Annotated in this window: 18 protein-coding genes; 9 read left to right on the top strand and 9 right to left on the bottom strand. The window is 66.9% G+C overall.

Annotation, left to right across the window (positions count from 1 at the left end; translation table 11 throughout):
- Window positions 1-74: 74 nt before the first annotated feature.
- Window positions 75-1745 (bottom strand): CHASE2 domain-containing protein, encoded by a 1671-nt coding sequence (locus tag J5837_RS10675; RefSeq protein ID WP_210536723.1) that lies wholly within the window; start codon window positions 1743-1745, stop codon window positions 75-77.
- Entirely contained in the window at window positions 1742-3406 is a 1665-nt protein-coding gene (locus J5837_RS10680; protein WP_210536724.1) for a FecR family protein, read from the bottom strand. Before J5837_RS10680 ends, J5837_RS10675 begins: the two co-directional genes overlap by 4 nt.
- Before the next feature lie 131 nt (window positions 3407-3537).
- On the opposite strand from J5837_RS10680, the gene J5837_RS10685 reads away from it, so the two are divergent.
- From J5837_RS10685 to J5837_RS10695, 3 genes are all read left to right on the top strand, one after another.
- A complete protein-coding gene (locus tag J5837_RS10685; RefSeq protein ID WP_210536725.1) occupies window positions 3538-5139 on the top strand; it encodes a phytoene desaturase family protein in 1602 nt (533 codons plus the stop codon).
- 90 nt (window positions 5140-5229) lie between these two features.
- Window positions 5230-5820, top strand: coding sequence for a YceI family protein (locus J5837_RS10690; protein WP_210536726.1), 591 nt, complete (start codon window positions 5230-5232; stop codon window positions 5818-5820).
- A gap of 30 nt (window positions 5821-5850) precedes the next feature.
- Window positions 5851-6309 (top strand): DUF2214 family protein, encoded by a 459-nt coding sequence (locus J5837_RS10695; protein ID WP_210536727.1) that lies wholly within the window; start codon window positions 5851-5853, stop codon window positions 6307-6309.
- A gap of 130 nt (window positions 6310-6439) precedes the next feature.
- Here the strand turns inward: J5837_RS10695 and J5837_RS10700 are convergent, their stop codons facing one another.
- The 5 genes from J5837_RS10700 to trxA all read right to left on the bottom strand — a co-directional run bounded on the left by J5837_RS10700 (window position 6440) and on the right by trxA (window position 10447).
- On the bottom strand, window positions 6440-7441 hold the full coding sequence (locus J5837_RS10700) for a serine hydrolase domain-containing protein (protein ID WP_244755862.1): 1002 nt from the start codon (window positions 7439-7441) through the stop codon (window positions 6440-6442).
- A gap of 73 nt (window positions 7442-7514) precedes the next feature.
- On the bottom strand, window positions 7515-8306 hold the full coding sequence (locus J5837_RS10705; protein ID WP_210536729.1) for a queuosine precursor transporter: 792 nt from the start codon (window positions 8304-8306) through the stop codon (window positions 7515-7517).
- Window position 8307: 1 nt separating this feature from the next.
- Window positions 8308-8976 (bottom strand): DUF502 domain-containing protein, encoded by a 669-nt coding sequence (locus J5837_RS10710; protein WP_210536730.1) that lies wholly within the window; start codon window positions 8974-8976, stop codon window positions 8308-8310.
- A 105-nt stretch (window positions 8977-9081) separates the two neighbouring features.
- Window positions 9082-9534: a DUF4442 domain-containing protein gene (locus tag J5837_RS10715; RefSeq protein WP_210536731.1), complete on the bottom strand. Its 453-nt coding sequence runs from the start codon at window positions 9532-9534 to the stop codon at window positions 9082-9084.
- 55 nt (window positions 9535-9589) lie between these two features.
- On the bottom strand, window positions 9590-10447 hold the full coding sequence (gene trxA, locus J5837_RS10720; RefSeq protein ID WP_210536732.1) for a thioredoxin: 858 nt from the start codon (window positions 10445-10447) through the stop codon (window positions 9590-9592).
- Window positions 10448-10577: 130 nt separating this feature from the next.
- On the opposite strand from trxA, the gene leuS reads away from it, so the two are divergent.
- From leuS to rlmH, 6 genes are all read left to right on the top strand, one after another.
- Complete coding sequence (leuS, locus tag J5837_RS10725; protein WP_210536733.1) at window positions 10578-13208, top strand: leucine--tRNA ligase; 2631 nt, start codon at window positions 10578-10580, stop codon at window positions 13206-13208.
- 380 nt (window positions 13209-13588) lie between these two features.
- On the top strand, window positions 13589-14164 hold the full coding sequence (locus J5837_RS10730) for an LPS-assembly lipoprotein LptE (protein ID WP_244755863.1): 576 nt from the start codon (window positions 13589-13591) through the stop codon (window positions 14162-14164).
- Window positions 14165-14181: 17 nt separating this feature from the next.
- Window positions 14182-15216, top strand: a complete 1035-nt coding sequence (holA, locus tag J5837_RS10735; RefSeq protein ID WP_210536734.1) for a DNA polymerase III subunit delta — start codon at window positions 14182-14184, stop codon at window positions 15214-15216.
- A 148-nt stretch (window positions 15217-15364) separates the two neighbouring features.
- On the top strand, window positions 15365-16027 hold the full coding sequence (gene nadD / locus J5837_RS10740; RefSeq protein WP_210536735.1) for a nicotinate-nucleotide adenylyltransferase: 663 nt from the start codon (window positions 15365-15367) through the stop codon (window positions 16025-16027).
- Between the two features lie 30 nt (window positions 16028-16057).
- Window positions 16058-16477 carry a ribosome silencing factor gene (rsfS, locus tag J5837_RS10745; protein WP_210536736.1) on the top strand — a complete coding sequence of 140 codons (420 nt, stop codon included), beginning with the start codon at window positions 16058-16060 and terminating at the stop codon, window positions 16475-16477.
- 27 nt (window positions 16478-16504) lie between these two features.
- Window positions 16505-16975: a 23S rRNA (pseudouridine(1915)-N(3))-methyltransferase RlmH gene (gene rlmH / locus J5837_RS10750; protein ID WP_210536737.1), complete on the top strand. Its 471-nt coding sequence runs from the start codon at window positions 16505-16507 to the stop codon at window positions 16973-16975.
- Window positions 16976-17202: 227 nt separating this feature from the next.
- On the opposite strand, the gene J5837_RS10755 is transcribed toward rlmH, so the two are convergent.
- Window positions 17203-17868, bottom strand: coding sequence for an energy transducer TonB (locus J5837_RS10755; protein WP_210536738.1), 666 nt, complete (start codon window positions 17866-17868; stop codon window positions 17203-17205).
- A 213-nt stretch (window positions 17869-18081) separates the two neighbouring features.
- Window positions 18082-20889: a TonB-dependent receptor gene (locus tag J5837_RS10760; protein ID WP_210536739.1), complete on the bottom strand. Its 2808-nt coding sequence runs from the start codon at window positions 20887-20889 to the stop codon at window positions 18082-18084.
- Window positions 20890-21132: the final 243 nt, after the last annotated feature.

Raw genomic sequence — 21132 nt, forward strand, 5'->3', positions numbered from 1 at the left:
GGATTCTTCCCCGGTGGCGATGCCCCACTGTGCCACGCCTTGACGGCGGGCGAATATGCCGGAAGTCGCGCCGCTCAGCCGGTCAGTTCCAGGCTGGTCGCGGTGCGGTTGCGACCGTTCTGCTTGGCCCGGTACAGGGCGGCGTCGGCCAGGCCCATGACGTCTTCGCCATCGACGTCGTGGTCGCTGGGGAAGCTGTGTACGCCGATGCTGACGCTCGTCGTCTGTCCTGCCGCAAGCATCGCCGGCGTCGCCAGCGAGCCGATGTCCGCATGGATGGTGGAGGCGATGGAAGCCGCGGCGTGGGGCGGGGTTTCCGGCAGGAGCACGGCGAATTCGTCGCCGCCCAGGCGCGAAACCAGGTCGCGCGGACGGCGCGCGCGGGCCCGCAACACCTTGGCCAGCCGCACCAGCAGCTCGTCGCCGGCAGGATGGCCCAAGGTATCGTTCAACTGTTTGAAGCGGTCGACATCGACCAGCAGCAGCGACAACGTCTGGCCGGTGCGGCGGGCGACGCGGATTTCCTGTTCCAGCGCACCGTCGAAGTGCGCGCGGTTGGCCAGTCCGGTCAGCGGATCGGACATCGCCCGCGTGTGGGTGCGCCGCAGCAGTTGTATTCCCAGGACGATGGCGAACAGCAGCAGCACCAGCAGCACCGGCATCGGCGAAAACCAGCGGTTGCCCAGGCACAGCAACGCGATCGAAAGCAGCATCGCCAGCACCGACGCGCCCAGCACCAGCAGGCCCCGGTTGCGCAAGCCCGGCAGGCCATACAGCAGCAGCGGAAGCACGATCACCGCGGCCGACAGCGCAAGCTGCAGCGGCAGCGACAGGGGCACGATCAGGTTTCCATGCGCGAGCGCATTCAGCGCATTGGCCTGGTACTCGACGCCGCTGAGGCGGGAATCGGAAAGACCGCCCGGGCTGTTGAGCGCATCGCCCAGTCCGGTCGCGGTGACGCCGACCAGGACCCAGCGGTCGCGCAGCGCCGCGGCCGGCACGCGGCCGTGCAGCACGTCCGCGTAGGACACCTGGGTGAAGCCGTCGGAAGAATTCGCATACGGCACCAGCACCTGGTAGTCGCGCGACCACAGGTACGGCGAGGCGTTGGGTTGCGAGTTGCGCAAACCCGGCAGCGGCTGGTCGGGGACCGCCGGCAACTGGTCCAGCTGGAATTGCGCCAGGGCCAGCGAAGGCCAGTGCGGGTCGCCCATGCCGGCTTGCAGGAACATGCTGCGGGCGACGCCGTCGGCATCCATGGGCAGGTCGACATGACCCAGCCCCGCCGCGGCCGCGGCCAGTTCCGGAATCGGCAGGGCTTCGGTGGCCGGGGCGTTGATCTCGGCCGGTTCGGCGAACACCGGCAACACGGTGCGGCCATAACGGCTCATCGACTGGGCCAGCACGGCATCGCCTTCGGGATCGTGCAGGACCGGTTCGGTCAACAGGATGTCGAAGGCCACGCTGCGTGCGCCGGCCGCGGCCAAGCGATCCAGTAACTGCGCATGCAGTCGCCGCGACCATGGCCAGCGTCCCAGTTCGGCCAGGCTCTTCTGGTCGATCGCCACCACCACGATGCGCTCGTCGGCCTTCTGTCCGCGCAGGTCGAGCAGCAGATCGTAAGTCCATGCGTCCGCGCGCCAGAACAGGCCCGACAACGTCAGCACCGCGACCAGGGCGAGCGCGCCCATGCCGACCAGGGTGCGGTGCAGCGGTTGCAGGGTTCGTGGCAAGGATGCGCTCATAGCGACAGCAGGATAAGCACCAGGCCGGAGCCGCCGACGATCCGGCACACGCGGCACGGCATCTTCACCGTCTGCGCGGCCGGGAACGGCCCCGCGTGGCCGTCGGCGTCGAGCGTCTGCGCACGCACGTACCAGGTGCCCCCGCCGAGTCGCGGCACGCTGATCTGCGGTTCCTCGACGACCTGGTCGATCTTCGGCGCGGCGAAATCGGCGGTCCGCGACAGCTGGAAGCGGTAGCGCTGCGACGCGTCGCCTTCCTGCCAACGGAAAGTGACTGCGCCGTGGTCGCCGCGGGTGTCGCCGATGTCGTTCACCTCGGGCAATGGCTGGTAGGCGAAGGGAATCGCATCGCCGTACGGACCGACCCTGCCGCTGCGATCGCGGCTGGCGACGCGCCAGTAGTAGCGGCCGGGCGCCAGCGGCGTGTCGGGACGGAATTCCGTGCCGCGCAGTTCGCTGGCGGTGGCGATCAGGTTGGAGAAACCGTCGTCGGTGGCGACTTCGACAATGTAATCGCCTGCATCGGGCACGCCGCTCCAGCGGAAGGTTGGCTGCGGATTGCCGGTGGTCGAACCCGCGACCGGGGCGATCGCATACGGTGGCTCGGGCGTGCCCTGCACCGAGATGCGGGCGACTGCATCGCGGCCTTCCAGTCCGCTGGCGTCTATGGCGCGGACGCGCACGGCATAGTCGCCGTTGCCGAGCGCCGGTAGCACGGCCTTGGCCTCGTGATAGGCCTGGTCGACGAGCAGACTGGCGAAATCGGGCATGGCCGAAACCTGTACGCGGTATTCACGCGCGCCGTCGACCGCCGGCCACGCCAGCTCAGGGCGGGCGGTGCGCTGCTGTTTCGGCAGCGCCGACAGATTGGGCGCGGGCAACAGCTTCACCGCGCGAATCGCGCTACCGGCGCCGGCCGACACGGCCGTGCCGTACCCGCGCGAAACCAGCGCCCGGCGCTGGCCGCTGCTCACCGCAACGCTGCCTTCCAGCACCTCTGCATGGGTTCCGCGGTCGTCGGCGTCGACGCGGAATACCGTGCCTCGCACCGCCGTGGTGGCGCTCGGCGTTACCACCTGGAATTTCGCCGCGCCGCTGCTGGGCAGCTTGTGCACGGTGTTGGTGATGCGGCCGCGCTGCAGGCGGAGCTGGGTGTCGGCCATCGCGCCGCCGCCGAAGCTGCTGAGCCGGTCCAGCCGCAAGCGGCTGGCGGCGCGCAACAGCAGGCGCGACCCATCGGCGAACTGCAGGGTCAGGCTGGCCTCGGGATCGGTTTCGATCAGGGTTCCGGCCGGCAGGCGCATGCCGGCGACGGCCGGGGCAGGGGGGCGCCCAGGCGCCTGCGTGGTCGCGGAGCCGTGGACCGCGACGACCCTGGCGCGCGCGGGTTCGGCCCGCAGCCAGGTGATCGGTACCTGCAGCGTGGAGCCCGGCGGCAGGCGATAGGGGTCGGCGACCCGGTTGTACGCCTGCAACTGCTGCCAGCGATAACCGGACTTGAGATAGGCGGCGGAAAAATCCCACAGCGTGTCGCCGGGGCGCACGCGGTAGGTCCAGTCGCCGGCCGCGACGGCGGAAGCGAAGGCGAACAACAGCGTGGCGATGGCCGAGCGGGCCCATTCCCTGTGCATCCACTTGTCTGCGGATCGGCCTCCGGCCATGCCAACTCCTCCTGGGACAGCTAACTGGGTCACATTATAGGGGGCAAACTCCTTCATCCCCGGGGCGGATGGCCGATGACGACCGCGTCTTCCGTTTGGGGCCGCCGGGGTCGCTGAGGTATACCTGCACGATGTCCAAGGCAACCCACGATTTCGACGCCATCCTGGTCGGTGGCGGCCACAACGGCCTGGTCTGCGCCGCCTACCTGGCGCGTGCCGGACTGAAGACCCTGGTGCTGGAACGCCGCGGCGTGGTCGGCGGCGCGGCGGTAACCGAGGAATTCCACCCCGGTTTCCGCAATTCGGTGGCCTCTTACACCGTGTCGCTGCTGCAGCCGAAGGTCATCGCCGACCTCGACCTGCATCGCCATGGCCTGCAGATCGTGCTGCGCAAGCACGGCAATTTCCTGCCGCTGCCGGATGGACGCTACCTGCTGACCGGCGCCGGGCGCACGCAAGAGGAAGTGGCGAAGTTCTCCCGCCGCGACGCCGAGCGGCTACCCGACTACGAACGCCGCCTCGACGCCATCGCCGACGTGCTGCGCGCGCTGGCCCTGCAGCCGCCGCCGAACATCACCACCGAGGCGTGGTGGAAGCAGTTGCCGCAACTGCTGCGCGGTACGCGCATCGGCAAGCGCCTGCTGCAGCTGGACGAAACCCTGCGCCAGGAACTGCTGGACCTGTTCGCGATCTCCGCCGCCGAATACCTCGACCGCTGGTTCGAAAGCGAGCCGATCAAGGCGCTGTTCGGTTTCGACGGCGTGGTCGGCAACTATGCAAGCCCGTACGCACCGGGCAGCGCCTATGTGCTGCTGCACCACGTGTTCGGCGAAGCGAACGGGGTCAAGGGCGCATGGGGCCATGCCATCGGCGGCATGGGCGCGATCACCCAGGCGATGGCGAAGGCCGCGCGCGAAGCCGGCGCGCAGATCCGCACCGATGCCGGCGTGCGCGAAGTGCTGGTCGAGAACGGGAAGATCGTCGGCGTCGCCACCGAGACGGGCGAGACCCTGCGCGCGCGCTGCGTGGTCGCCAACGTCAACCCGAAACTGCTCTACCAGCGCTTGCTGGCGCAGCAACACGTGCCCGCGCCGACGCAGGAACGCATGCGCAACTGGCGTTGCGGCTCCGGCACGTTCCGCATGAACGTGGCGCTGTCGCGGCTGCCGGATTTCTCCGCGTTGTCCGGCGACGGCGACCACCTGACCGCCGGGATCATCCTCGCGCCCTCGCTGGCGTACATGGATCGTGCCTGGCGCGATGCGATGGATTTCGGCTGGTCGCGCGAACCCATCGTCGAAATGCTGATCCCGTCGACGCTGGACGATTCGCTGGCGCCGCCGGGCCGGCACGTCGCCAGCCTGTTCTGCCAGCACGTCGCGCCCGAGCTGCCGGACGGCAAGTCGTGGGACGACCACCGCGAGGAAGTCGCCGACCTGATGGTCGCCACCGTCGACAGGTTCGCCCCGAGTTTCGCCGCTTCGGTACTCGGCCGCCAGATCAAGTCGCCGCTGGACCTCGAACGCGATTTCGGCCTGGTCGCCGGCGACATCTTCCACGGCGCGTTGTCGTTGAACCAGTTGTTCAGCGCACGGCCGATGCTGGGGCAGGGCGACTATCGCGGCGCGATCCCGGGCCTGTACCTGTGCGGCGCCGGCACCCACCCCGGCGGCGGCGTCACCGGCGCACCGGGGCACAACGCGGCGCGGGCGGTCATTGACGACCTGAAATAAAAGATCGATGCCGTTGTCGATTCCGGCCTCGCTGGTCCGTCGTCATTGCAAAGGCCCGCATCGGGCTGGCCTGACATCGGAGCCAAGACCATGAATCGCCTGCAAATCCTCGCCTTCGTCCTGTCCGCCAGCCTGTCGGCCGTGGCGGCGCCGGCCCATGCCGCGTCGACGACCTATGTCATCGATCCCGACCACACCTACCCGAGTTTCGAAGCCGACCACTTCGGCGGCCTGTCGGTATGGCGGGGCAAGTTCAACAAGTCCTCCGGCAAGATCGTCCTCGACAAGCAGGCGGGGAAGGGCGAGGTCGAAGTGGATATCGACATGGCCAGCGCCGATTTCGGCAACGACAAGATGAACGAGGCCGCGCGCGGCGACATGCTGTTCGACACGGCGAAATACCCGAAGGCGAGCTATCGCGGGCGGCTGGCCGCGTTCAAGGACGGCAAGCCGGGCGAAGTCGACGGAGAACTGACCCTTCACGGCGTTACCAAGCCATTGAAGCTTAGAATCCAGAGCTTCAAGTGCATGCCGCATCCGATGCTGAAGCGCGAGTTGTGCGGTGCGGATGCGCTTGCCACGTTCGAGCGCGACGATTTCGGCATGGCCGCCGGCAAGGATTACGGTTTCGACATGACCGTGACCCTGCGCATCCAGGTGGAAGCGATCGCGGCCGAATAGTCCACGAACCGTCCTGGAGAGGTGTTCCGCATGCTGAAGGATTTCCTGCTCGCCTCGTTCCACCACCTGCTCGCCTTCGGCCTCGTGGCGATGCTGGTGACCGAATCGGTGCTGCTGACTCGTCCGCTGGACACGCCGGCGATGAAGCGCTTGGCCGGCGTCGACCGCGGCCTCGGCATCGTCGCGACCCTGCTGTTGGTGGTCGGCATGTGGCGTGTCTACGATGGGATCAAGGGGCCGGATTTCTACCTGCACAATCCCTGGTTCCACGCCAAGGTCGGCGCCTTCCTGCTGGCGGCGCTGCTGTCGCTGTGGCCGACCGTGCGTTTCCTGCGCTGGCGGCGACAACTGAAGGCCGATCCTTCGTTCGTGCCTTCGCCGGCCGAGGCGGCGGGCCCGCGCCGGATCGTGCGCTTCGAGCTGGCGCTGGTCGCGGTGATCCTGGTTTGTGCGGCGGCGATGGCCCGTTACGGTGGGCTGCATCTATAGGCGGTGCTGCCCGGAAAATTTCGCCGTGGGAGCGACATAAGTCGCGAACAGGAGTTGCCGAAATCCTGAAGAAAAGCATTCGCGACTTACCGACCACGGCATGCCGTGGTCACTCCCACACCGGTTCCTGTTATGGACGAAACAAGGCCGCGATGGCCTTTGCGGTCGCGTAGGGCTCCGGCTCGTTGCGATTGCTCAGGATCACCACCGTGAGCTTTTCCTTCGGATAGCGCAGGATGACGTTGCGGCCGCCGATGGTCTCGCCGGAATGCCACAACGCGTCGCCGTTGATGCGCCAGCCGTAGCCGTAGTACGGCACGTCCGGTTCGGGCGTCTTGGTTTTCGGCGTGAACGCCGCGTGCAACGAAGCCGCCTTCAGCAGGCGCTCGTCGTACAGCGCCGCGTCCCACTTGGCCAGGTCGTCGATCGACGAATACACGCCGCCGTCGCCGAGCGTCGCGCTGGTGTTGCTCTGGTCGGTGCGGACCCATTTGCCGTCGACCTCGCTGTTGCCGTAGGCACGGTTTTGCACGGTCGAGATGCCGTCCTCGAATTCGACGCTGCCATCCATCCGCAGCGGGGCGAAGATGCGCGACTTCACGAAATCGGCGAAACGCATGCCACTGGCTTTTTCCACGATCAGCGCGAGCAGGCAATACGCGCTGTTGCTGTAACGGTAGTCGGTGCCGGGCGGGAAGTAGAGCCGGTCCTGGCCTTCGAGCAGCTTGAGCACGTCGGCGTCGTGCAGCTGCCATTCCTGCTTGGCATCCATGACTTCTTCGTAGTCGACCAGCCCGGAGGTGTGGCTGAGCAGGTGGCGGATGCGGATGTCGTCCGTCGCCGCAGGCAGCGAGGGCAGCCATTTGCGCACCGGATCGTCGACGCCGAGCTTGCCGTCTTCGGCCAGCAGCAGGATCGCGGCCGCGGTGAACTGCTTGCTGATCGAGGCCAGCCGGTAGTTGGTCTGCGGCGTGGCCTTCACGCCGTGCTGCAGGTCGGCATAGCCATAGGCCTTGCGCACGATCGGTTCGCCATCCTTGAGCACCAGCAGCGACGCGCCGGGTACGTGGCCGTCGTAGCGTTGCATCAGCTTGTCGATGGCGGCCTGTTGCGCCGGGGTGACCTGGGCCATGAGCGGGAAGGATAGCGCCGTCGCGAGCATGAGAAACAAAGCGGAACAACGCCTGGCCAAGTTCGCGTGCATGTCAGTCCCTCGCGGCTTCTTCGCGCAATTGCGCTTCGCGTTCATGGCCCAGGTAGGCGCGGATCGCGTGGCGCATCAGGTACAACAACGGAATCATCGCCACCGCGGCCAGCATCTTGTACGCGTAGTTGACGCTGCTGACCGCGAGGAACAACGAGGTCGGCCAGTGCTGCGGCCCCAGCACGAAGGCGATCCAGATCACCACGAAACTGTCCACCAGTTGCGATACGGCCGTGGAGCCTGTGGCCCGCAGCCACACGTGCTTTTCGCCGGTGCGCCGGCGGATGTGGTGGAACACCGAGATGTCGATCAACTGCCCGACCAGGAAGGCGACGATCGAGCCGGCGATGGTCCACATGCCCTGGCCGAAGATCGCCGAGAACGCCGCCTGGTAATCCGGCACGCCCTGCGCCTGCGCCGCGGTCACCCACCAGCCGGCGGGCGCCAGCGAGATCGCCGCGAACGCGAACAGGAAGCCGTAGCCGATCAGCGCCACCGCCACCCAGGAAATGAAGCGCACGCCGCGCCGACCGAAGAATTCGTTGACGGTGTCGGTCATCACGAACACCACCGGCCACAGCAGCGTGCCGGCGGTGAAGCTCAGCGAGCCCTTCTGCCCGAACAGGTTCCACTCGAACGGCGCCACGCCCAGCGTGTCTTCCAGCGCGAAGATCTTGACCCCGATGAATTCGGCCAGCACCGCGTTGACGCAGAAGAACGCGGCCAGGGCGATGAACAGGCGCACCGCGCGATCGTCCAGCGTGCGCGGCGCGTGCTTCGCGGGCGTCTCCAACTCAGCGTTCCCCGGCGCGGGTGAACGGCACGCTTTCCGGCGACACCGCGCCGCCGGAGATGATGAAGCTCATCGCCTGGTCCACGGTCCAGTCGGTCGGGGTCAGCAGTTCCACCGGCACTACCTCCAGGTAGCCCGAAGTCGGGTTCGGCGTGGTCGGCACGTACACTGCGGCCAGTTCGCGGCCGGTGCCCTGTTCCTTGATCACCCGGGTGACCAGGCCGACCGATTTCATGTCCCGGTGCGGGAAGTCGATCAGCACCACGCGCTGGGTACCGTCCGGCGAGGTCTGCAGCATGTCCAGCAGCTTGCGCGCGCTGCCATAGATCGTGTTGGCCAGCGGAATGCGCTGGATCAGTTTCTCGAACCAGCCGAGCAGGCGCTGGCCGATCATGCGCTGCGCCAGCAGGCCGACCAGCACGATCACCACCAGCGTCGCGATCAGGGCGATGGTCGCCTGCACCCATTGTCCGTTGAACCAGCCCAGCGATTGCGGGAACGATGCGGCGATCTGCTGCGACAACGGCCCGACCCACGGCCGGCTGATGTCCGACAGCAGCACGAACACGAACTTGACCACGACCCAGGTCAGCCAGATCGGCAACAGGGTCAGCAGACCGGTCAGGAACAGCTTCTGCAGGGAAGGGCGCGCGGGGGAGGGGGTGGCCATGCGCGCATTGTAGCGGTGGCCGACTCCGCGTAGAGCGGGGCTTGCCCCGCTGCTCTTGCCTCTTTGGTGCGGCTCGAAAAGCAGCGGAGCAAGCCCCGCTCTACGTCAGCGCGCCTTGGGCTTGAGTCGCACGTAGATCTGCTTGCGCACGCGGGCGACGACATCGCCTTCCGCATCGACCACGTCGGCGGGCAGCCAGCGCAGGTACTTCTCGCCGCCGGCGGTGGCGGCGCGCAGTTCGTCGAGCAGGGCGTCGTCGACGCGGAACTCGGCGCGGACCGTGCCCCTGCCGGGTTTGACGAATTCGATCTCGGCGGCCTTGTCCCAGACGAAGTAATCGCCGCCCAGGCATTCCTTGACCAGGATCATCCAGAACGGATCGGTCATCGAAAACAGGTTGCCGCCGAAATGCGTGCCGACATAGTTGCGGTTCCAGGGCCGCATGCGCATTTCGACGCGGGCGTGGCGCCAATCCGGCGCCAGGTCGCTGACGTGGATGCCGGCGAACAGGAACGGCGGCCAGAAATTGAAACCATGGCGCAGGGTGGAGGCTTTCATGCCGGACTCGTGGGGGCGAGGCCGGCAGCCTACCATACGCAAAGGTACGGGTCGCTCAGAACAGCAGCGCCGACATCTTGCGGCGGTACTGGCCGACCAGGTCTTCGTCCTCGACCACGCGGAAGGCATCGATCAGCGCCTTCTTCGCCAGGCCGTCCTGCCAAGTGCGGTCGCGGCGCAGCATTTCCAGGAATTGGGCCAGCCCGGCCTCGGATTGCCCGCCGACCAGGTGCTGCACGCCGAGCAGATGGCGCGCCTGCAGGTCGCCCGGGTCGGCGGCGATGGCCGCTTCCAGCACCTGCGGCGGCGGCGCGTCCTTCAGCAGGGCGGCGAAGCCCAGGCGGGCGCGGGCGCGCACCGCGCGCTCGTCGGTGGCGAGGTTGGCGGGCAGGGCGTCGAGCAGTTGTTCGGCTTCGGTCGTCGCCCCGGTCTTGAGCAGGGCCAGGGCCAGGTCGAGCTTCAGTTCGGCCTTGTCCGGCTCGGCGGCGACGGCGTGGCGCAGGGCGACCACCTGTTCGTGCGGGTCGAGCGGTGCGGCTTCCGCCGGTTCGTCGTTGGCCGCGGCGGCCGGTTCGATGCCGTGCTGCTTGAGGAATTCGCGCAGCTGGCCTTCCGGCAGGGCGCCGGGGAAGCCGTCGACCAGTTGCCCGCCCTTGACCAGGAACACCGTCGGCACCGAGCGGATCTGGAACGCGGCGGCGATCTGCTGCTCCTTGTCCACGTCGATCTTGGCCAGGCGGAAGGCGCCGTTGTACTCGGCCGCCAGCTTTTCCAGGATCGGACCGAGGGTCTTGCACGGTCCGCACCAGGTCGCCCAGAAATCGACCAGCACCGGGGTTTCCAGCGATTTCTGCAGGACTTCGGCTTCGAAGGTGTCGGTAGTGGCGTCGAAAACGTGGGGCGAGGCGGACATGGCAGGGCTCGAAAGGATTCCAGTCCAAGATGGTAACGAGGACCGGGGAAAACAAGCCGACCCCGTCCATGGCGGCCATTGCTGCGCTGCGGTAACCTAGCCCGCTTTGCCGCCGCCTTTTCCGCGCCCCATGTCCGCCGTCGAACCCGTCGCCTACGACCCCAAGACCGTCGAATCCGCCGCCCAGCAGTTCTGGGACGGCAGCCAGGCCTTCGAGGTCAAGGAAAATTCCGACAAGCCGAAGTACTACTGCCTGTCGATGCTGCCGTATCCGTCGGGCGCGCTGCACATGGGCCACGTGCGCAACTACACCATCGGCGACGTGATCAGCCGCTACAAGCGCATGACCGGGCACAACGTGCTGCAGCCGATGGGCTGGGACGCGTTCGGCCTGCCGGCCGAGAACGCCGCGATCAAGAACAAGACCGCGCCGGCCAAGTGGACCTACGCCAACATCGACCACATGCGCGCGCAGCTGAAGTCGCTGGGCTACGCCATCGACTGGTCGCGCGAATTCGCCACCTGCCGTCCGGATTACTACGTGCACGAGCAGCGCATGTTCACCCGCCTGCTGCGCAAGGGCCTGGCCTACCGCAAGAACTCGGTGGTGAACTGGGATCCGGTCGACCAGACCGTGCTGGCCAACGAACAGGTGATCGACGGTCGCGGCTGGCGCTCGGGCGCATTGGTGGAGAAGCGCGAGATCCCGCAATGGTTCCTGCGCATCACCGATTACGCGCAGGAACTGCTCGACGGCCTGGACGAGCTGCCGGGCTGGCCGGAGTCGGTCAAGACCATGCAGCGCAACTGGATCGGTCGTTCGGAAGGCCTGGAAATCCAGTTCGCCGTGGATGGCAATGAGGCATTGACGGTATTCACCACGCGGCCGGACACGCTGATGGGCGTGACCTTCGTGTCGATCGCCGGCGAACACCCGCTGGCGCTGAAGGCGGCGAAGGACAATCCTGCGCTGGCCGCGTTCCTGCAGGAACTGAAGCAGGGCGGCGTGTCCGAGGCCGAGCTGGAGACGCAGGAAAAACGCGGCATGGACACCGGCCTGAAGGCCGTGCATCCGATCACCGGCGAGCAGGTGCCGGTATGGGTCGCCAATTTCGTGCTGATGGGCTACGGCACCGGCGCGGTGATGGCCGTGCCCGGCCACGACGAGCGCGATTTCGAATTCGCCCGCAAGTACGGCCTGCCGATCAAGCAGGTGATCGCGCTGAAGTCGCCGCGCAACGAGGAAGAAAAGCACTACGACCCGACCGTCTGGCACGACTGGTACGGCGACAAGACCCGCAGCGACCTGGAACTGGTCAATTCGGGCGAATTCGACGGCCTGGACTATCGCGGCGCTTTCGACGCGCTGGCCGAGCGTTTCGAACGCAAGGGCCAGGGCCAGCGCCGGGTCAACTATCGCCTGCGCGACTGGGGCGTCAGCCGCCAGCGCTATTGGGGTTGCCCGATCCCGGTGATCTACTGCGACGATTGCGGCGCGGTGCCGGTGCCGGACGAGCAGTTGCCGGTGGTGCTGCCGGAGAACGTCACCCTGGACGGAGTCAAGTCGCCGATCAAGGCCGACCCGGAATGGCGCAAGACCACCTGTCCGCAATGCGGCAAGCCGGCCGAGCGCGAGACCGACACCTTCGACACCTTCATGGAGTCGAGTTGGTACTACGCCCGCTACACCTCGCCGGGCGCGAAGGACATGGTCGACAAACGCGGCAACTACTGGTTGCCGGTGGACCAGTACATCGGCGGCATCGAGCACGCGATCCTGCACCTGATGTATTTCCGCTTCTACCACAAGCTGCTGCGCGACGCGCGCATGGTCGACAGCAGCGAGCCGGCGACCAACCTGCTGACCCAGGGCATGGTCATCGCCGAGACTTTCTATCGCGACAATGCCGACGGTTCGAAGGACTGGATCAACCCGGCCGACGTCGAAATCCGGCGCGACGAGAAGGCGCGCGTGGTCGGTGCGACGCTGAAGGCGGACGGCCAGCCGGTCAAGATCGGCCCGGTCGAGAAGATGTCGAAGTCGAAGAACAACGGCGTCGACCCGCAGGCGATGGTCGACAAGTACGGCGCCGACACGGTGCGCCTGTTCTCGATGTTCGCCGCGCCGCCGGAGCAGTCGCTGGAATGGAACGAAGCCGGCGTCGAAGGCATGGCGCGCTTCCTGCGCCGGTTGTGGACGCAGGTGCAGAAGCACGCAGCCGATGGCGCCGCGCCGGCGCTGGACGTCGCTTCGCTGGACGCCGGGCAGAAGGCGTTGCGCCGCAAGACCCACGAAACCATCGCCAAGGTCGGCGACGACTACGGCAAGCGCCATGGCTTCAACACCGCCATCGCCGCGGTGATGGAGCTGTCGAACGCGCTGGCGAAGTTCGACGACGCCAGCGCGCAGGGCCGCGCGGTGCGCCAGGAAGCGCTGGAAGCGGCGGTGCTGCTGCTCAATCCGATCACCCCGCACGCCAGCCATGCGTTGTGGCAAGTCCTGGGCCACGCCGAAACGCTGCTGGAGGACGTGCCGTTCCCGCAGGCCGACGCCACTGCGCTGGTGCGCGACTCGGTGGTGCTGGCGGTGCAGGTCAACGGCAAGCTGCGCGGGACCATCGAAGTCTCCGCCGACGCGCCGCGCGACCTGATCGAATCGCTGGCCAAGGACGAGCCCAACACCGCCAAGTTCCTCGAAGGCCAGCAGGTGAGGAAAGTCATCGTGGTGCCGGGCAAGGTGGTCAACATCGTTGCCGGCTGACACAACCTCCTGAGCTTGCCATTCCCGCATAGGCGGGGATCCGTTTTGCCTTGCTCCCGTCGTAGGAGCGCACTTCAGTGCGCGACCGTACCAATGGGGCTGCATGGTCAATTCTTCAGCGCAGGAGGGCTTCCGGTCGCGCACTGAAGTGCGCTCCTACAAAAGCATTTCGCGCGGAGGTGCGGGTCGTTCTTCCTGCTCGTGCAAGAAATGCTTTTGGGGGTAGGCCCTGTGCGCCGCCCCTGCCTGGGGATTGCCGCCAGCTTTCCTGCTGCAGGTGGGGTTTCACACAGCAACGGCGACAGTTGCCGGGACATCGGTTCACCTCCCATCCGGCTAGGCTATTGCCCGCCATCCTTGGCTCGTCCAGACTTCCGTCCATGAATCGAACCCCGTTGCCGCGCCTTCTCGCCGTTGCCGCGCTGGTCGCCAGCCTGTCCGCCTGCGGCTTCCACCTGCGCAATGCCCTGCAACTGCCGCCGGACCTGGGTCCCGTTCGCGTGGTCTCGGTGGACAAGTACAGCCCGCTGGCCGATTCGCTGAAGCGTTCTCTGGACCAGGTCGAGGGCGCGGTCGAAGTCAGTACCGCCAATGCGGCCGAGGCCATTGCCAGCGGCGTGGATCCGACCACCGCGGGCGCGAACGAAGGCGTCGCCGTACTCGACATCCTCGCCGAGCGCTGGGGCGACACGCCGATCGCGGTGGACCAGTTCGGCCGCTCGCAGGAATTCACCCTGCGCTACGCCACCGTGTTCGTGTTGCGTGGGCCCGACGGCAAGGAAGTGGTGCCGCAACAGGCGATCGAACTGACCCGCGATTACCTGTCGGTTCCGGGGGGCTCGATCGGCACGGAAAGCGAACGCGAATTGCTGGTGAAGGAATTGCGCCGCGAAATGAGCGCGGCGATCCTGCGCCGCATCGACGGCGCGCTGAGCGCGCACGGTCGTCGCCAGTAGGCGTCGGCAGACCTCAGGTGGAACTCACGCCGGAACGGCTGATCGCGCAATGCGCCAGCGGCGAACTGCTGCCGGCCTACCTGATCGCCGGCCCGGAAATGCTGCGCGTGCTCGAGGCCGCCGATGCGGTGCGTGCGCAGGCAAGGGCACAGGGCGTGGCCGAACGCGAAGTGTTCGACGCCGACGGCCGCGATTTCGATTGGGGCCAGCTCGACGCCAGCTTCCATGCACCCAGCCTGTTCAGCGCGCGGCGCCTGGTCGAAGTGCGCCTGCCCTCGGGCAAGCCGGGCAAGGAAGGCGCGGAAGTGATCGCCGCGTTCTGCGCCAATCCGCCGGCCGACGTGGTGCTGCTGATCACCGCGGGCGAATGGAGCAAGTCGCACCACGGCAAGTGGACCGACGCCATTTCCCGCATCGGCGTCGTCGCCATCGCCTGGGCGGTCAAGCCGCACGAGCTGTCCGGGTGGATCGAAACCCGCCTGCGTTCGAAGGGCGTGCGCGCCGACCGCGATGCGGTGCAGGCGCTGGCCGAACGGGTCGAAGGCAACCTGCTGGCCGCGGCGCAGGAAATCGACAAGCTCGCCCTGTTGGCGCAGGGGGAAACCCTGAGCGTGGATGCGATGGAAGCGCTGGTCGCCGATGCCGCGCGTTTCGATATCTTCCGCCTGACCGACGCCATGCTGGCCGGGCAGGGCGCCTTGGCCGCGCGCATGCTGGCCGGACTACGCGCCGAAGGCGACCAGGTCGCCGGCCTGATGCCGATGCTGGTGCGCGAACTGCTGCGCACGGCCGCGCTGGCGCGCGCGCAGGCGCGCGGCGCCAACCTCGCCGCCGAGATGAAGTCGCAGGGCATCTGGGAAAGCAAGCAGGCGCCGTTCAAGCGCGCGCTGCAGCGCCACGCCAACCCGGCGCGTTGGGATCGCTTCGTCGCGGAAGCTTCGCGCATCGATCGCGCCGCCAAGGGGCGCGGCGATGGCGATCCCTGGGTGATGCTCGAGCGCTTGCTGCTGGCGGTCGCCGACGCGAAAGGCGTGAAGTTGCTGGCAGCCTGAGCCTTTCGTCCCCTTTGCAAAAGGGGGCGGCGCCCGCGCGCGGGGCGACGGGGATTTGTGTGGCTCGCCAGAAGCAAATCCCCCTCAATCCCCTTTTTCAAAGGGGAGATCGCGGCTATGTTCTCCTGATCGCTACGCGGATTATCGAATGCTCCACCTCTACTACGGCGGCACCTTCGATCCGTTCCACAACGGCCACCTGGCCATCGCCCGATCGGCGCGCGATGAACTGGGCGTGGAAGTGCGGCTGATGCCGGCGGCCGATCCGCCGCACCGCGCACCGCCGGGCGCGACCGCAACGCAGCGCGCGAAGATGCTCGACCTCGCGGCCGCCGCCGAAACCGGACTGGTCGTCGACCGTCGCGAGTTGCGTCGCGCCGAGCGCGATCCCGACAGCCGTTCGTGGACCATCGACACCTTGCGCGAACTGCGCGCGGAGTTTGGCGACCAGGCGCGCATCGCCCTGCTGGTCGGCGCCGACAGTTTCATCGGCCTGCCGACCTGGCGCGAATGGCGGTCGCTGTTCGCACTGGCCCACTTCGTGGTCGCCGAACGTCCGGGCAGCCCACTCGACGGGGAACTGCCCGATGCGCTGGCTGAGGCCGTGCGGGAACGCTGGGCGGCGACCCCGGCCGAATTGGAAGCCACGCCGATCGGCCGGGTCTACCGGCTCCGCCAGCCCTTGCACCCCGAATCGGCCACCGATATCCGCCACCGCATCGCTACCGGCGAACCGTGGCGGGAGCTGGTGCCCCCGGCCGTGGCCCGGTTCATTGCGATGAACGGCTTGTACCGGCGTCCGGCGCTATAATTCGTCCCGTTTCCCCACCCGATCACGCCTTTGTCCAGCCAAGCGCAAGTCATCAAGACCCGTCTCCCGAACCCGCCGCCGGCCACGCCGGTCCTGCTTGCCAGCGTGCACGCCGCGGTCGAAGAACTGAAGGCCAAGGACGTCGTCGAGATCGACGTGCGCGGCAAGTCCAGCGTCGCGGATTTCCTCGTCATCGCCTCGGGCACCTCGACCCGCCACGTCAAGTCGATCGCCGACGAAGTGGTCAAGTTCGCCAAGAAGCTCGACGTCATGCCGCTGGGCGTTGAAGGCGAGCGCGAAGCCGAATGGGTGCTGGTCGACCTCGGCGACGTGATCGTCCACGTGATGCTGCCGCGCGTGCGCGAGTTCTACGCGCTGGAGCGGCTGTGGACGGTCGGCGACCAGGCGCCGGAAGAGGTTTCCGAAACGGCGGACGAAAGCCGGCTGTAATCCTTTGCCGGCACAAGGGATGCCCGGATGAAGGCACGCCTGATCGCCACCGGCGAACGCGCACCGGCCTGGGTGGCGCAGGGTTTCGCCGAGTACCAGAAACGCTTGTCGCACTGGCTGCCGTTCGAGCTGGTCGAAGTCGAGCCCGGCCTGCGCGGCAAGGGTCGCGATCCTCGCCGCGCGATGGAAGACGAAGGCAAGCGCGTGCTGGCGGCGATCCCCAAGGGCGCGCACGTGGTCGCGCTGGAAGTCACCGGCAAATCGCATACGTCGGAACAACTCGCGCAGCGGCTGGAGCACTGGCGCGGACAGGGCCGCGACCTGGCCTTCCTGATCGGCGGTCCCGAGGGTCATGCGCCCGAGGTGCTCGCGGCGGCGAACGAGACTTGGTCGCTGGGTCCGTTGACCCTGCCGCACATGCTGGCGCGGCTGGTCGTCGCCGAGCAGCTCTACCGCGCCGCCGCGCTGCTGGCGAATCATCCCTACCATCGCGCCTGAGCCCAGCCATGGAAGACGTTGTGGGAGCGACGTAAGTCGCGAATCGCTTTTCCGCATTGCGGGAAAAAAGCATCGCGACTTACGTCGCTCCCCACGATGTTTCGTCTCGCAGGGGCGCCCTTCAGGGCACGACCGGATTCGTGCGAAAAGCGTCGCGCCCGGAAGGGGGGGTCCTCCGGCCCATATGCGCCATCCTCGCGGACGGCGCGCATGGCATGGATGCGGCGTTATTGCAGTGAAAACACGATCGGCACCAGCCCGTAGGCCTGCACGGCTTGCCCATCCTTCATCGCCGGCTGGAAATGCCACCGTTTCAGCACATATTGCAGGGCGCTCCGGTCGAGATTGCGGTTGCCGCTGCTGGTCTGCACCACTACCTCCAATGGCGTGCCATCGACATCCACCAGTACCTTCAGTATCACCGTGCCCTGGACCCCTGCACGCAGTTCGTTGCGCGGGTAGGGCGGAGGTGGGGCCTCGCCATAGCCGAGCGTAGCCACCGTGATGGGCCCGCTCACGGTTGGTCCGGAAATCGGGCCTGGACCGGGGTCCGCGGATGCCTCGATGTCAACGGGGCGCGCGTCGTTGTCGGTGATGGCCCGCTGGTCGTCGACCGGGTCTATCGGTTTGGGTGTATCGATTTTCTTCGGCGTCTCGGTCTGCTTCCGCGTGTCCACGGGAACCGTAATGGGATCCTTCGGCTTTTCCTTTTCTTTCTCTATCCAGCGAAAGGTCGGATTCTGCGGCTTGGCTACCTGCCGCACTTGCGGCGCCGTCATGGGGATCAACAGCAAGAGCAGAGCCAGCGCATGCAGCGCGATGGCCGTGGCATAACCGAGGATGCGTGAAACATCGATACGGTTGTCGGAACCGTAGGGCAGCGTGCGAACCATGATCCACCTCCATAGCAAGGATATGCAGAGGGAACAACGCACCAGCGCGGGTTTCGGGGTTGGCCGGCCCGGCCTCGCCTACTGTCTACTCCCAATGAGAACGGTTCGCAACTAATCCTTGGTCTAAGGCCGGGCAAACAAAAACCCGGCCCCGCGGTGGACGGGGCCGGGCTTCGCCGCTTTGGAGAGAGTAGAGAAGCGGCGAAAACTTGCTTACTTGAAGGTGTACTTGACCCCGAGGGTGAAGTAGCGACCCATCGCGCCGCTGAAGTCCAGCGGGTTGTAGTTGAGCGCGCCGTAGGTGACCGGATCGAGCGGGGCGATGCGGTCGCCGACGTTCTGCACCGAACCGAACACCGCCAGCGACTCGGTCGCCTTCCAGTTCGCCGACAGGTCCACCGTGGTGAACGACGGGATCTTGCAGCCGCTGGGTGCGTCCTCCCCGTTGGCGAACGTCGCGCCGCAACCTTCGCCGCTGGAATACGGCACGGTGTTGTCGAAGCTGCTGCGGTAGTTGGCCACGCCGCTCACGCTCCAGTCGCCGATGTCCCAGGTGGCGCCGAAGTTGATGCGGTCCTTGGGCGTGCCAATGCAGTTGGTCACGTTGCAGTTGTCGTGGGTGCCCTCGATTTCGACGACGTCGCCCTCGATGTCGATGGCGTAGCGTTCGATGTGGCTCCACTGCAGGTCCAGGGTCAGCTTGCCGGCGCTGTCCATGTCGAAGACCTGGCGGGCATCCAGGTCGATGCCTTCCACCGTGGTCGAATTGGCATTGATGTAATCGGTGTACACCGCCAGCGGCGTGCCGCTGTCCGGAACGCCGGGCACGTCGTCGTCGGCGCGGATCACGTTGCCCGCGGCCAGCGCCTGCTCGTAGCTCTGGGTAGTGATTTCGTCCTCGCGCTTGATCTTCCACGCGTCGAGGGTCAGCGTGGTCGTCGCGGTGGGCTGCAGCACCACGCCGACCGAGTAGCTCTTCGACGTCTCGGGGTCGAGGTCGGGGTTCGGGCGGTTGATGAAGGCAACGCCGGTGGGGCAGTTGGTCGGAGTCGGTTCGATGCCGCAGCGCACCGGATCGGCGACGTTGGCGAAGCCGACCGAGGAACCCGCGGTTTCGGCCGCGTTCGGCGCACGGAAGCCTTCGGCGTAGGTGCCGCGCAGGGCGATCCAGTCGGCCGGCTTCCATTTGATGCCGAGTTTCGGCGTCAGCGAGGTTTCGCCTTCGCGATAGCTGTCCATGCGCACCGCGCCGGACAACTCCAGCGACTTCAACACCGGTGCGGTCAGCTCCGCGTAGGCCGAAGTGACGGTTTCCTCGCCGCTGTAGGCCGAATAGCCCAGGCCGATGATGTTGCCTTCTTCGGTGAAGCTGACCGGCTGCAGCTCCGCGCGCAGTCGCCGCCACTCGCCGCCCAGCGCCAGGCCCACGGGGCCGCCGGGCAGTTCGCCGAAGGTGCGCGAGATGCTGGCGTCGACCACGTCCATCGTGGTGTTCGCGCGGGCGCTGATCGTCGGCGAGATGTAGTTGTACAGCTCGGGGGAGTTCATGCCGGCATTGGTGCCCAGCCGCCACCAGCCGACCGGGCTCGTGTCGCCGGCGGTCAGCACCTCGCGCACGCGGTCGTAGCGCAGGAAGCCGGTGCGCTTCTGGTCCAGTTGGGTCTGCGAATGCAGATAGCCCACGTCGTAATCCCACTCGCCGGCGGCGCCCTTGACCCCGACCAGGAAGCGGAAGAAGTTGTTGTCGGTTTCGGTATGGCGCGGGCCCACGTCGAACGCCGCGTAGCGCAGGCGCGCATCCTGTCCGGTCGGGTTGTCCGGATGGTTCGCGCCGAGCACGACCGCGCCGGGACCGCTGCTGGCGTTCACCGCACCGGCCAACGGCGAGCCCCATGCGCCCGACACGCCGCTGGGCGTATTGGTGAAGGCGCTGTTCTTCTTGCCGTAGGCGAGTTCGGTGTACAGCTCGGCGTTGTCGTTCAGGGCGAAGGTGCCGCGCGAATAGAAGTTCAGGTACTTCTGTTCGGGTTGCAGGCTGGTGAATTGCGCGCTGTCCCAGACGCAGCCGCCGCCGGAATCGGTCTGGTTCGCGTTCGAGAACTGGGCGCAGTCCTCGGCCGTGCCGAGGGATCGCCAGTCGCCGGGGCCGTACTCGATCGTGCCGACCGGCGAATTCTGCGCCGATGTGCCGAAGTTGTAGCCCACCAGTCCGCCGAACGAAGTGTTGTCGTAACCCCAGCGCGAGATGTCGCCGGTGCCGATCCACTTGCGGTCCTTGCGGTCGCGGACGAAGATCTCGTCGCTCTTGCCCGCCTCGACGGTGAAGAAGAAGTTCGCCCCGTCCTCGCTCAGGTTGCCCGCGCCCCAGGTCAGAGAGGCCTTGCTCTCGTTGCCGTCGCCTTCTTCCGACATGCCGTACGACGCGGTGGCCACCGCGCCTTCGAAGTCGTTGCGCAGGATGATGTTGACCACGCCGGCGATGGCGTCGGAGCCGTAGATCGCCGAAGCGCCGTCCTTCAGGACTTCCACGCGTTCCACCGCTTCCAGCGGGATGATGCTCAGGTCGGTGAACACCTTCTGGCCGTCGTCGGCCATGCCGTACGGTGCGATGCGGCGGCCGTTGACCAGCACCAGCGTGTTGCCGGCGCCGAGGCCGCGCAGCGAAACGCCCGAGGCGCCCGAGGCGAATCCGGCGCCGAAGCTCTTCGGCACCGAACCGGAACCGTCGACGGTCAGGGTCTGCAGGTATTCGCCGATGGTCTTCTTGCCGGTACGGTCGATTTCCTCGCGCTGGATGGTCTGCACCGGCGAGGCGGTTTCGGTCTCGGTGCGCAGGATGCGCGAACCGGTCACGGTGATCTTGTCCAGCTCGGTGGTTTGCTGCGGAGTGGCAGGGGTTTCGGGCGCCTGTTGCGCGAGGATCGCCTGCGGCGCGGCCAACGCCAGCATCGCGAGCGTGGTGGCAAGATGCAGTCGCGTCCGCCGAAGCTTGCGATGGCCATGGAAGGAAGAAGTCGCCACGATGGTCTCCCGGTTTGCGTCAATGAAGAAGAGGAAGGATTCGGTGAACCCTTCGGAAATTCTCCGTTCGCGCCGTGTGGAAGACCGGTGACTGCGCAGTCAGCGATGTGAGCGACCCGGCGATGTGCGGCAGGTCGCGCGGTGCAAATTCCCCTGTCGCAATGCTCTTGCGGGGTCGGGTTCGTGATTGACGAATTTGAACGGAATGTGATTTCGTGATGTGCGACTGAACGAGATGCGCGC

It is taken from the genome of Pseudoxanthomonas helianthi (assembly GCF_017939625.1).
Lineage (GTDB): Bacteria > Pseudomonadota > Gammaproteobacteria > Xanthomonadales > Xanthomonadaceae > Pseudoxanthomonas_A > Pseudoxanthomonas_A helianthi.

Coding starts and splice junctions, on each gene's coding strand:
- J5837_RS10675 (WP_210536723.1), bottom strand. CDS start 1,745: ATGAGCGCATCCTTGCCACGAACCCTGCAACCGCTGCACCGCACCCTG.
- J5837_RS10680 (WP_210536724.1), bottom strand. CDS start 3,406: ATGGCCGGAGGCCGATCCGCAGACAAGTGGATGCACAGGGAATGGGCC.
- J5837_RS10685 (WP_210536725.1), top strand. CDS start 3,538: ATGTCCAAGGCAACCCACGATTTCGACGCCATCCTGGTCGGTGGCGGC.
- J5837_RS10690 (WP_210536726.1), top strand. CDS start 5,230: ATGAATCGCCTGCAAATCCTCGCCTTCGTCCTGTCCGCCAGCCTGTCG.
- J5837_RS10695 (WP_210536727.1), top strand. CDS start 5,851: ATGCTGAAGGATTTCCTGCTCGCCTCGTTCCACCACCTGCTCGCCTTC.
- J5837_RS10700 (WP_244755862.1), bottom strand. CDS start 7,441: ATGGCCCAGGTCACCCCGGCGCAACAGGCCGCCATCGACAAGCTGATG.
- J5837_RS10710 (WP_210536730.1), bottom strand. CDS start 8,976: ATGGCCACCCCCTCCCCCGCGCGCCCTTCCCTGCAGAAGCTGTTCCTG.
- J5837_RS10715 (WP_210536731.1), bottom strand. CDS start 9,534: ATGAAAGCCTCCACCCTGCGCCATGGTTTCAATTTCTGGCCGCCGTTC.
- trxA (WP_210536732.1), bottom strand. CDS start 10,447: ATGTCCGCCTCGCCCCACGTTTTCGACGCCACTACCGACACCTTCGAA.
- leuS (WP_210536733.1), top strand. CDS start 10,578: ATGTCCGCCGTCGAACCCGTCGCCTACGACCCCAAGACCGTCGAATCC.
- J5837_RS10730 (WP_244755863.1), top strand. CDS start 13,589: ATGAATCGAACCCCGTTGCCGCGCCTTCTCGCCGTTGCCGCGCTGGTC.
- nadD (WP_210536735.1), top strand. CDS start 15,365: ATGCTCCACCTCTACTACGGCGGCACCTTCGATCCGTTCCACAACGGC.
- rlmH (WP_210536737.1), top strand. CDS start 16,505: ATGAAGGCACGCCTGATCGCCACCGGCGAACGCGCACCGGCCTGGGTG.
- J5837_RS10755 (WP_210536738.1), bottom strand. CDS start 17,868: ATGGTTCGCACGCTGCCCTACGGTTCCGACAACCGTATCGATGTTTCA.